Raw genomic sequence first — 11,167 nt, 5'->3', positions numbered from 1 at the left:
ATTAACAATTTTTGTTATTGTTTTGTTAACGCGGGAGATACAATATCAAGCTTTTTTAGATGTTGCAAATAGTTTAATGAAAAGTTTTTATTATTAACGTTTGTTTGGTTGTTTTATGTGCAAAGTAACATGAAAATTAAAAATTACTTGATCTAGCGCTACTCTGTAGCGATTTAATCGCTTAGCGATAGAGGGGGCGTGAATATGGTGGTACAATCTTGCACAATTTCTAAAAGCCCTAGGACTCTATACGCTATGAGCGAATTAAAAAACGACCGTTATTTACGTGCCCTTGCCAAGCAACCTGTTGATGTCACGCCGGTATGGATGATGCGTCAAGCAGGACGTTATTTACCTGAATACCGTGCTACACGTGCACAAGCGGGCGATTTTATGAGCCTGTGTAGAAATGCTGAGTTAGCCTGTGAAGTAACATTACAGCCTTTGCGCCGTTACCCATTAGATGCAGCTATTTTGTTTAGTGATATTTTAACTATTCCCGATGCAATGGGATTAGGCTTGTACTTCGAAACAGGCGAAGGCCCTAAGTTTGAACGCCCAATTTCGTCACTAGCTGATGTTAAAAAAATTCCTAAACTTGATCCTACCGATGAGCTTGGCTATGTAATGAACGCAGTGAGCACTATTCGTCGTGAACTTAAAGGCGAAGTGCCATTAATTGGTTTTTCTGGTTCGCCTTGGACACTTGCAACTTACATGGTTGAAGGTGGTAGCAGTAAAGTATTTGGTAAAATCAAAAAAATGGCGTTTGCTGAGCCGCAAACACTGCATTTATTACTCGATAAACTAGCTGATTCGGTGATTGATTACTTAAACGCGCAAGTTAAAGCGGGTGCGCAATCGCTAATGGTATTTGACTCATGGGGTGGTGTACTAAGCCCGCGTGATTACAATGAGTTTTCATTGCAATACATGCATAAAATTGTTGATGGCTTAATTCGTGAATACGATGGCCGTAAAGTACCGGTTACTTTATTTACCAAAAACGGTGGTCAGTGGATTGAAGCGATTGCCGCAACGGGCTGTGACGCAGTAGGTCTAGATTGGACTATTAACATTGGTGATGCTAAACGTCGTGTTGGCGATAAAGTAGCACTGCAAGGTAATATGGACCCATCAATGCTTCATGGTACGCCTGATCGCATTCGCCAAGAGGTTGGCACTATTTTAGAAGACTTTGGTACTGGCAATGGCCATGTATTTAATTTAGGCCACGGTATTACACCAGATGTTGACCCAGAAAATGCCGGTGTATTTATTAACGCCGTGCATGAATTAAGTGCGCAATATCATAAATAGTTTCTAAATAACGATGAGTTATTAAAAAAGCCCGCTTGATTCAAGCGGGCTTTTTGTTACCTAGCGCTAAATATTACTTAAACAAGCGATTTAAGCCATTTAACGCCGCAACTCGGTAGGCTTCTGCCATAGTTGGGTAGTTAAACGTGGTATTTACAAAGTAGTCGATGGTGTTGCCACCATTTTTTTGTTCCATAATAGCTTGGCCAATGTGCACAATTTCAGAGGCTCGCTCACCAAAGCAATGCACACCGAGTACTTCTTTGGTTTCAGTGTGGAATAATATTTTTAAACTACCCACATCGGTGCCTGCAATTTGTGCACGCGCTAAATGTTTAAATTGAGCACGGCCGACTTCATAAGGAATTTTAGCTGCAGTTAATTGCTGCTCTGTTTTACCCACTGAACTCATTTCAGGAATGGTATAAATACCTGCTGGAATATCAATAATCAGTTTTTCTTCGCAATTACCACACGCGATGGCATCCGCTGCAATACGGCCTTGGTCAAATGCAGCACTGGCAAGACTTGGGTAACCAATCACATCGCCCACAGCGTATACGTTATCTACTTCTGTTTGATAAGTTTCGTTTACTTTTACTTGCCCGCGGCTATCTGCTTTTAAGCCAATGGCTTCTAAATTAAGGGTGTCAGTGTTACCGGTTCGGCCGTTGGCAAATAAAATACAGTCAGCTTTAACGCGTTTGCCCGATTTTAAATGCATAATCACGCAGTCGTCACGGGTTTCAATTCGGTCAAACTCTTCGTTATGACGAATTACAATGCCGCTATTCCAAAAGTGGTAGCTCAATGCATCTGATATTTCAGTATCCATAAATGCCAGTAAACGATCGCGAGTATTAACTAAATCTACCTTGGCACCCAAGCCTTTAAAAATAGACGCGTATTCACAACCAATAACACCGGCACCATAAATAAGTACGCGATGTGGATCGTGCTCAAGGCCTAAAATAGTGTCACTTTCGTAAATACGTGAGTGCGTAAAATCCACACCTGGTGGACGATAAGGTCGTGAGCCTGTGGCAATGACAATAGTTTGTGCAGTAAGGCGCTCAGTAGAACCGTCATTACGTCTAATTTCAATAGTATGTTTATCAACAAAGCTGGCATCGCCCTGAAACATATGAATACGGTTACGATCATAAAAGCTACTACGCAGATTCGATTGCTTTGAAATAACCGAGCTGGCATGGCGTAAGATATCAGGAAAAGTTAACCGAGTAGGGCGTTCGCCTACGTTGAATAAAGGATTTGCTTTGTATTCAATATAGCGGCTAACCGAATGGCGAAGTGCTTTTGAAGGAATTGTTCCCCAATGTACACAGCCACCACCTACGGCAGCTTGGCGTTCAATAACCGCTACTTTTTTGTTACTTTTAGAGAGGTTCATAGCGGTCCCTTCACCGCCAGGACCCGTGCCAATAATGATTGCATCATATTGGTATGTCACGGGTACTTTTTGCTTTTCTGGTTGTTTGGCCACAGCCACTCCTATTTTAACTAAAAGAGGCTTTTAATAACCTCGCATTAAGTGCTAGCCATGCCTGTTTTTGTGTTTCCCAGGCGGCTTCAAGCTCGTGATATTGTGCCATTAATGCCGACTTTTCACACTGCTTTGCCATATTATTTTTTTTAGCTTCCAACACTTGTTTTTGTAATGAGCAATAATTTTGCAGTTTTTTAAGCAACAAATCGTACTCTTGTTGTAATAATGTAAGCTTATCTTGCGCTAAAGGCAATTTTGCGAGGCGACCTTGTGTTTTGCTCATCAAGGTTTCTGCTTTAGCTTTTTCTATGCGCTCAACCGGTGTGCGCTTTAATTTACTCGCTAAACCAAGTGCAGCTAACGAGCGGATCATCCATTTAGTTGGGTCGTAATGAAACCATTTAATGCCATTGCGGTAATCGCTCGCAAAAATATGATGAAAGTTATGATAACCCTCGCCATAAGTAAATAAGGCTAAAAAGCCGTTATCGCGTGCGGTATTTTTTTCTGTGTAAGGGCGAGAACCCCAAATGTGCGCAACAGAGTTAATAAAAAAGGTAAAATGCTGGCTCAGTACTAAACGAAGTAGTCCCGCTAGTAATAACATGCCCCACACATCACCTAACATTAAACCTAATACCAGTGGTAAACCAACATTCATGGCAACTACCAGCTTTAAATAATGTTTATGTTGCCACATCACTATTTTATTGCGTTGTAGGTCGCGGCAATTGCTGTAATCACCGTAGCTATCGCCTTGGTAGTCGCGCAGCATCCAGCCTATGTGACTATACCAAAAGCCGTTGGTAGCGGCATAAGGGTCTTTTACAGGGTCATCAACTTGTCCGTGGTGAATACGATGATCGCTGCTCCAATGCAGCGCACTGTTTTGCAAAGCAAACGCGCCGCCTAAGGCAAAAATAAATTCAACGACCGGGTGTGCGTTGTAGGTTTTGTGCGCCCATAAACGATGGTAACCCGCAGTGATCGATAATCCTGCAAAAAACATGCAAGCTACAAAAGCAGCCCATTGTGTGCCTGTAAAGCCATAGTTAAACCCATACCAAGGTACAAGTGTAACAGCAGCCAAAAACGTCAGGCTAAAGAAAAGGACGTTGGTCCATATAAGTGGTGGTTTTTTCATCTTTCTCATTTCTCAGCGTACAACTGTACGCTAAAATAATATTTCAATCTGCTGCCGTCAAGTATTAGACTGTACTATTAGCTATTTTTTTAATTAAAAATTTATTACAAATTCATTCAGGGAGCTGTTGATGTCGGGCGTTAGAGCACAACAGAAACAAAAAACACGACAAGCATTAATTGAAGCTGCTTTTAATCAGCTTAGTGCTGATCATAGCTTTTCAAATTTGAGCTTGCGTGAAGTAGCGCGCGAAGCGGGTATTGCGCCCACCTCTTTTTACCGTCACTTTAAAGATATGAACGAGCTAGGTTTAACCATGGTTGATGAAGCGGGTTTAACGCTGCGTCAGCTGATGCGTCAAGCTCGTAGGCGAATAGCCAGTGGCGGCAGTGTAATAAATACGTCTGTGGTTACTTTTATGGAGTTTATTGATAACTCTAGTAATCAATTTAGATTATTGCTGCGTGAACGCTCAGGTACCTCAAAAGCATTTAGAGCGGCAGTAGCACGTGAAGTGAAACACTTTATTTTAGAGCTTGCTCATTATTTAGAAAGTGAAACGCCCTGTGATGCGATTCATGCGTATATTCAGGCAGAGGCTATGGTTACGTTGGTATTTAATGCTGGCGCCGAAGCGCTAGATATTGAAGGTCAGCAACGCGATGAATTAATTGAGCGAGTTATTTGGCAGTTACGCTATATTACTCGTGGTGCGTCAAATTACGTACGCGCAGAAAAGAAAGAGTAAATATTAAAAAAAGTTAAAATAAGCACTGTACTTTACGGTGCTTGTTAATTTAAACGCCACGCCCTCCAAGGTTGAATTCTTTATCTCTTTTTTATCTATTTATTGAATTTAAAATCCCTTAAAAGTCTTGTGTAATTATTTTTATGGCATTTTTATGCTTGCACCTACTGCGCTGCAATGATAAAAATAAGCCTCATTGGACACACACACAAGAAAACAAATGCAAACTAATCGTTTAATTACACTAAAACTAAACCTCTTACTGCTGTGGCAAGTGAGCGGGGATTAGTGTGTTTGCATTGAGCTAAACAACAAAACCCCGCAATTGCGGGGTTTTTTTTATCTCGCTGCAGGGATAAATCGAAATTTGGGTAACACAGGAATGAGGGGCAGTTATGCAAGAGCAAGATAAAGTATGGATTTTTGATACCACCTTACGTGATGGCGAACAGGCACTTAAAGCAAGCCTGACTGAAGATGATAAAATTCAACTAGCGCATACCATTAGCCGCTTAAATGTGGATGTTATGGAAGTGGGCTTTCCGGTTTCAAGCCCCGCTGACTTTCGCTCAGTGCAGCGAATTGCCACTGAAGTAAAAGGCCCTATTATTTGTGGCTTAGCACGCTCGGTTGCCAAAGATATTGAAGCCTGTGGCGAGGCGCTTCGCAGTGCACAGCAAAGCCGTATTCATACTTTTATTGCAACCAGCCCGCTTCATCTTGAACACAAGTTGCGAATGAGCCTTGATGATGCCACTGCAATGGCGGTTAAATCTATTAAATTAGCCCGTAATTACACTGATGATGTGGAATTTTCATGTGAAGACGCAGGACGTACACCACATTGGGATTTATGCAAAATAGTTGAGCAAGCTATTAATGCCGGTGCATCAACGATTAACTTGCCAGATACCGTCGGTTTTGTAACGCCAGATGAATACGCAGCAATGATCCGTCATTTAATGAACAACGTGCCAAATATTGATAAAGCCCGTTTAAGTGTGCATTGCCATAACGACTTAGGCTTAGCCGTTGCTAACTCTGTTGCTGCCGTTCAAGCCGGTGCGCGCCAAATCGAATGCACCATTAATGGTATAGGGGAGCGCGCGGGTAATTGTTCACTTGAAGAAGTGGCGATGATCATGAAAATGCGCAAAGACCATTTAAACGTATATACCGATATAAAAAGCGAAGAAATTTACCGCGCCTCTCGCCAAGTAGCCAAAATTTGTAATATGCCGGTACAGCCAAATAAAGCGATTGTTGGCGAAAATGCGTTTGCCCACAGTTCAGGTATTCACCAAGATGGTGTCTTAAAAGCGCAAAATACCTATGAAATTATGTCACCTGAAAGTGTGGGTGTGCCAAGTAATCAATTAAATATGACCTCGCGTTCAGGGCGTCATGTTATAGAGCATCGCTTAGAAGAATTAGGTTATCAAAAATCTGATTACGACATGGATAGCTTATACCAAAGTTTCGTTGCGTTAGCTGACCAAAAAGGCACAGTATATGACTACGACCTAGAAGCAATGATTTACTTTAATCAAATCAGCGACAAAGATGAAAAATATCAATTAGAGTTTGTTCACTCTACGTCGAACTCTCAATCGGTAGCCAGCTCAACGATAGGTTTGTTGATTGATGGCGAAGCAAAACAAGAAGCGGCCACAGGTAATGGCCCGGTAGAAGCCTCATTTGCAGCCATTGAGCGCTTAACCGGTATGAGCGTTGAAATGATTGAATACAATTTAGAGGCCACCGGCCAAGGTGCAAGTTCATTGGGACAAGTGAATATTATTGCTAAATATGATGGCCGTCCTTATCACGGTGCCGGTATTGCGGCCGATGTGGTCGAAGCCTCAGTACGCGCTATGGTTCGGGTTTATAACTTAATTTATCGAGCACAAAAAGTGTCTGATTTAAAACAACAAAGGAAAGCAGGATGAGTAAAACACATTACAGCGTTGCCGTATTAGCGGGCGACGGTATTGGCCCAGAAGTTATGGCAGCTGCAGAGCAAGTGCTTGATGCAGTAAGTGATAAGTTTGGCTTTACTCTGAACCGTGAACACCATGCTATTGGTGGTGCTGCCATTGATGAATTTGGCAAAGCACTTCCTGATACGACCTTAAAAGCGTGTGAAAACGCCGATGCTATTTTATTTGGTTCCGTGGGTGGTCCTAAGTGGGAACATTTACCACCTAATGACCAACCGGAGCGCGCGTCACTGTTACCACTGCGCAAGCACTTTGGTTTGTTTTGTAACTTACGCCCTGCTCAGTTATTACCCGCATTAAGCGCTGCATCACCACTACGTGCTGATATTAGCGAAAAAGGCTTTGATATTTTATGTGTGCGCGAGCTAACGGGTGGTATTTATTTTGGTGAGAAAGGCCGCAGTGGCGAAGGGGCAGAAGAAACTGCATTTGATACGCAAACTTATTCACGTAAAGAGATAGAGCGTATTGCACGTTTTGCTTTTGAGGCCGCTAAGTTGCGCAGCAATCATGTGACCTCGGTTGATAAAGCCAATGTTTTAGCATCAAGCGTTTTATGGCGCGAAGTGGTAACCGAAGTGAGTAAAGACTTTCCAGAAGTGAGCTTAGATTACATTTATGTAGATAACGCAGCGATGCAGCTGGTTAAACAACCTAGCCAGTTTGATGTATTACTTTGCGATAATTTATTTGGTGATATTTTATCGGACGAGTGCGCGATGATCACCGGTTCAATGGGTCTATTACCGTCGGCAAGTTTGAACCAATCAGGCTTTGGCTTGTATGAACCCGCGGGTGGTTCAGCGCCTGATATCGCCGGAAAAGGGGTGGCAAACCCAATCGCACAAATTTTAAGTGCCGCCTTAATGCTACGTTACTCATTAGGCCAAGACGAAGCGGCTCGTACGATTGAAAAAGCAGTCGCAGAGGCGGTTGAAGCTGGTGTGGGAACGCCGGATATTTATCCGCAGGGCGGCTATACCACCACCGATGTAGCAGCGGCCATCGTTTCACGCATTTAATTATTAAAGCCACAACACCGTCAGGCTGTGGCTCAATCAGATCAGGGAGTTAGCAAGTGGCCCAAACCTTATACAATAAAATTTGGCAAGCACACACCGTTGCCAGCATTAATGAGCAAACCGATTTACTTTATATTGACCGTCATTTAGTACACGAAGTGACGTCACCACAAGCATTTGCCGGCTTACGTGAAAAAAATCGTAAAGTGCGCTGTCCAGAAAAAACCATTGCCACCATGGATCATAATGTTTCAACTAAAAGTCGTTCACTGGATGCAGCCAGCGAAGTCTCTAAAAACCAATTAATGGCACTGGATGCAAACTGTAAAGAATTTGGTATTTTGCTGTACGACTTAAATTCAGTAAACCAAGGCATAGTGCATGTTATTGGACCAGAGCAGGGGATTACTTTACCAGGTACCACTATAGTCTGCGGCGATAGTCATACTTCAACGCATGGTGCGTTTGGTGCCTTGGCACATGGTATTGGTACCTCAGAGGTTGAGCATGTATTAGCTACGCAAACACTACAGCAAAAAAAGGCGAAGTCGTTAAAAATTCAAATTAACGGTGTATTACGCCCTACAGTAACAGCTAAAGATTTAATTATGGCGGTTATTGGTAAGCTAGGCACTGCTGGTGGCACTGGCTATGTGGCTGAATTTTGTGGTGAAGGCATAGAAGCTCTATCAATGGAAGCCCGTATGACATTGTGTAACATGAGCATTGAAATGGGTGCCAAGGCAGGTTTAATTGCCCCAGATAAAATCACTTACGAGTACTTAAAAGGGCGCCCGTTTGCACCCAAAGGTGCTGATTTTGATGCCGCTGTTGCCTACTGGGAAACTTTAAAAACGGATGATGGTGCTCATTTTGATTTAGAAGTAGAGTTAGATGCAGGCAGTATTCAACCGCAAGTTACTTGGGGGACTAATCCAGAGCAAGTGATTGGCGTTGATGAATGTATTCCAGATCCAGATAAAGAAACCGATTTAATTAAAGCCGATGCAATTCGCAGTGCGCTTAAATACATGGGCTTAAAAGCGGGCGATAAACTATCAAGCGCCAAAGTAGACACGGTATTTATTGGCTCATGCACCAACAGCCGCATTGAAGATTTACGCGCTGCAGCAAAAATTGTTGAAGGTAAACAGGTTTTAGCTGGTATTGAAGCGCTGATTGTTCCAGGCTCAGGCTTAGTTAAGCAGCAAGCTGAAGATGAAGGCTTAGCCGATATTTTTAAAGCTGCAGGGTTTGAGTGGCGCGAGCCGGGTTGTTCGATGTGTTTAGCTATGAACGATGACCGTTTAGGAGCTGGTAAACGCTGTGCTTCCACCTCGAATCGTAATTTTGAAGGTCGCCAAGGGCGCGGCGGGCGTACACACTTAGTGAGCCCTGCAATGGCGGCAGCAGCTGCAATACATGGTCACTTTGTTGATATTAGAGGAGAAGCTTAATGAGCATCTATTTTAGCGGCTTAATGGCCCCACTTGATAAAAACAACGTCGATACCGACCAAATTATTCCTAAGCAGTTTTTAACCTCAACAAGCCGTGATGGTTTTGATGCAGCACTGTTTTACGATTGGCGTTATTTAGATAATGGCGAGCCAAACCCTGAATTTATTTTAAACCGTCCTTGTTACCAAGGCGCGCAAATATTATTAACCCGCGATAATTTTGGCTGTGGCTCATCACGCGAGCACGCACCATGGGCATTAAAGCAATATGGGTTTGAAGTGATTTTAGCTGAAAGCTTTGCTGATATTTTCTTTAATAACTGTGGTAACAATCAAATGCTTGCTATTGCATTGCCAGCGCAAACGCTGGAAGAGTTATTTGTGTTAAGTGAGCAGCACGACGATATTCACATTGATGTGGATCTTGAAAACCAAGTGCTTACCAGCAATAAGTTTGCGCCAATCAACTTTGATATTCGCAAAGACGTGAAAGAGCGTTTATTAAGTGGCTTAGATTTTATTGGTGTAACCGAAACCCTCAATCCGCAAATTGATGCGTTTGAAAAGCAGTTAGCCGCAGAGAGACCGTGGCAGTAACCTTTTACATATGAAACTGGAGCGCAACTTAGGTTGCGCTTTTTTAATCGCTTATATTAAAAAACCACGCAATAAGCTTGCTAATGTAATCATTGCCATTAGTAATAAATTGAGAGTTTTAAATTTCTGGTAGCGGACTACCTTTGGGTCGTTGATAGTCGAAAAAAAACCATCTTTAAATGACTCAGCAAGATTGGCATAGGGTGTCCCATCTAATGAATTTTGTGATAATTTTTTCCATTGTTCTGGGTGCTGCTCAGCAAGGTGTTGATATATGTGCAGAGTGTAGCGATTTTGAATAATTAATAGTAATACGATGATTATTAAGCCGATATATTTTTCCATTTAAATATGTGCTCCGCGCTAAAACTGGCTTTACGTTTATACCAATCCGCAATAATACTCAATCATTTTGCGGGGCTAAACCTGTCGCTATCTGTGTTAAAAAATTCTCATTTAGAACAACTAAATAGCGAATTTTTTGCCTAGCTATCACCCCGTTTTTCCTGCCTCAAAATAGACTGCTTAATTAAGCGAATTGGTATTAGTTATTTCCCCTTTATCAAACAACAATATTTAATTTCTTATTTTCTTTCAAGCGATATTTTTTTACTAATTAATTAAAGTAAAACCCTATTGTTCTGTTAATTTTTATTGCTGTTCATCGTGATTATTTTCTTTGTGTTTGCTTAAACGCTAAGCTGATTTTTTACATGTTTAGGGACACATTATGAAATTATTAACAGCTGCAGCACTAATGCTTGCATCAACCGCTGCATTAGCACGTCCAGCGCCTTTAGTATCAATTCCAAGTCATGATAGCTTTTTCAATAGTATTGCTGCTCACTGCGGTAGAGCTTTTGAGGGTAAAGTAACGGTTGATAATGCAACAGGGCCGAGTTCATTTGCCGATAAAAAGTTAATTATGCATGTGCGTAAGTGTAATGACCGTGAGTTACAGGTGCCGTTTCATGTCGGTGATGATGCTTCACGTACGTGGATCATTACTAAAACAGGTAGTGGTTTGAGCCTAAAGCACGATCATCGCCATAAAGATGGCAGCGATGATGTGTCTACTATGTATGGCGGTCATACTGTGGATGCGGGTTTTGCTAATATGCAGTCATTCCCTGCAGATCAGTATTCAAAAGAGTTATTTGTTAGCCAAGGCATACCGCAATCGGTAGGCAATACATGGCAAATGTATATTTACCCTGAACAGTTCACTTATCGACTTATTCGCCAAGGTCGCGAATTCCGTGTTAATTTTGATTTAACTAAACCTATCACACCACCGGCTGCGCCGTGGGGATATGGCGTTAACTAACTTAGTTCAGGTTAACTACAGTAAAACCACAGGCTATTTTAAT

General features: G+C 42.1%; 10 protein-coding genes. 7 read left to right on the top strand and 3 right to left on the bottom strand.

Annotation, left to right across the window (positions count from 1 at the left end):
- The first annotated feature begins 255 nt into the window (after positions 1 to 255).
- Positions 256 to 1,320 (top strand): uroporphyrinogen decarboxylase, encoded by a 1,065-nt coding sequence (gene hemE / locus A9479_RS05540; RefSeq protein ID WP_013466162.1) that lies wholly within the window; start codon positions 256 to 258, stop codon positions 1,318 to 1,320.
- A gap of 73 nt (positions 1,321 to 1,393) precedes the next feature.
- Here hemE and sthA read toward each other — a convergent pair whose 3' ends face one another.
- Both sthA and A9479_RS05530 read right to left on the bottom strand, forming a co-directional pair.
- Positions 1,394 to 2,824: a Si-specific NAD(P)(+) transhydrogenase gene (gene sthA / locus A9479_RS05535; protein WP_197487240.1), complete on the bottom strand. Its 1,431-nt coding sequence runs from the start codon at positions 2,822 to 2,824 to the stop codon at positions 1,394 to 1,396.
- A 13-nt stretch (positions 2,825 to 2,837) separates the two neighbouring features.
- On the bottom strand, positions 2,838 to 3,971 hold the full coding sequence (locus tag A9479_RS05530) for a fatty acid desaturase (RefSeq protein WP_024602170.1): 1,134 nt from the start codon (positions 3,969 to 3,971) through the stop codon (positions 2,838 to 2,840).
- A 130-nt stretch (positions 3,972 to 4,101) separates the two neighbouring features.
- Between A9479_RS05530 and fabR the strand changes: the two genes are divergently transcribed.
- From fabR to leuD, 5 genes are all read left to right on the top strand, one after another.
- A complete protein-coding gene (fabR, locus tag A9479_RS05525; RefSeq protein ID WP_013466159.1) occupies positions 4,102 to 4,719 on the top strand; it encodes an HTH-type transcriptional repressor FabR in 618 nt (205 codons plus the stop codon).
- A gap of 395 nt (positions 4,720 to 5,114) precedes the next feature.
- On the top strand, positions 5,115 to 6,668 hold the full coding sequence (gene leuA, locus A9479_RS05520) for a 2-isopropylmalate synthase (RefSeq protein ID WP_013466157.1): 1,554 nt from the start codon (positions 5,115 to 5,117) through the stop codon (positions 6,666 to 6,668).
- Positions 6,665 to 7,741, top strand: a complete 1,077-nt coding sequence (leuB, locus tag A9479_RS05515; protein ID WP_013466156.1) for a 3-isopropylmalate dehydrogenase — start codon at positions 6,665 to 6,667, stop codon at positions 7,739 to 7,741. The genes leuA and leuB overlap by 4 nt, the downstream gene beginning before the upstream one ends.
- A 56-nt stretch (positions 7,742 to 7,797) precedes the next feature.
- Positions 7,798 to 9,198 carry a 3-isopropylmalate dehydratase large subunit gene (leuC, locus tag A9479_RS05510; RefSeq protein WP_008465616.1) on the top strand — a complete coding sequence of 467 codons (1,401 nt, stop codon included), beginning with the start codon at positions 7,798 to 7,800 and terminating at the stop codon, positions 9,196 to 9,198.
- A complete protein-coding gene (leuD, locus tag A9479_RS05505; protein ID WP_064662899.1) occupies positions 9,198 to 9,797 on the top strand; it encodes a 3-isopropylmalate dehydratase small subunit in 600 nt (199 codons plus the stop codon). Before leuC ends, leuD begins: the two co-directional genes overlap by 1 nt.
- Positions 9,798 to 9,848: 51 nt before the next feature.
- Here the strand turns inward: leuD and A9479_RS05500 are convergent, their stop codons facing one another.
- Positions 9,849 to 10,142 carry a hypothetical protein gene (locus A9479_RS05500; protein ID WP_013466154.1) on the bottom strand — a complete coding sequence of 98 codons (294 nt, stop codon included), beginning with the start codon at positions 10,140 to 10,142 and terminating at the stop codon, positions 9,849 to 9,851.
- Positions 10,143 to 10,527: 385 nt separating this feature from the next.
- Between A9479_RS05500 and A9479_RS05495 the strand changes: the two genes are divergently transcribed.
- Entirely contained in the window at positions 10,528 to 11,124 is a 597-nt protein-coding gene (locus tag A9479_RS05495) for a hypothetical protein (protein ID WP_064662898.1), read from the top strand.
- Positions 11,125 to 11,167: the final 43 nt, after the last annotated feature.

It is taken from the genome of Pseudoalteromonas sp. MQS005 (assembly GCF_001661605.1).
GTDB classification, from domain to species: domain Bacteria; phylum Pseudomonadota; class Gammaproteobacteria; order Enterobacterales; family Alteromonadaceae; genus Pseudoalteromonas; species Pseudoalteromonas tetraodonis.
Note: the sequence above shows the minus strand (reverse complement) of the source record. Positions and strands in the feature narration are given on the sequence as shown.

Excerpts from the sequence above, each read along its gene's own strand:
- leuA (WP_013466157.1), top strand. The coding sequence starts at position 5,115 with ATGCAAGAGCAAGATAAAGTATGGATTTTTGATACCACCTTACGTGAT.
- A9479_RS05530 (WP_024602170.1), bottom strand. The coding sequence starts at position 3,971 with ATGAAAAAACCACCACTTATATGGACCAACGTCCTTTTCTTTAGCCTG.
- A9479_RS05500 (WP_013466154.1), bottom strand. The coding sequence starts at position 10,142 with ATGGAAAAATATATCGGCTTAATAATCATCGTATTACTATTAATTATT.
- A9479_RS05495 (WP_064662898.1), top strand. The coding sequence starts at position 10,528 with ATGAAATTATTAACAGCTGCAGCACTAATGCTTGCATCAACCGCTGCA.
- hemE (WP_013466162.1), top strand. The coding sequence starts at position 256 with ATGAGCGAATTAAAAAACGACCGTTATTTACGTGCCCTTGCCAAGCAA.
- fabR (WP_013466159.1), top strand. The coding sequence starts at position 4,102 with ATGTCGGGCGTTAGAGCACAACAGAAACAAAAAACACGACAAGCATTA.
- leuD (WP_064662899.1), top strand. The coding sequence starts at position 9,198 with ATGAGCATCTATTTTAGCGGCTTAATGGCCCCACTTGATAAAAACAAC.
- leuB (WP_013466156.1), top strand. The coding sequence starts at position 6,665 with ATGAGTAAAACACATTACAGCGTTGCCGTATTAGCGGGCGACGGTATT.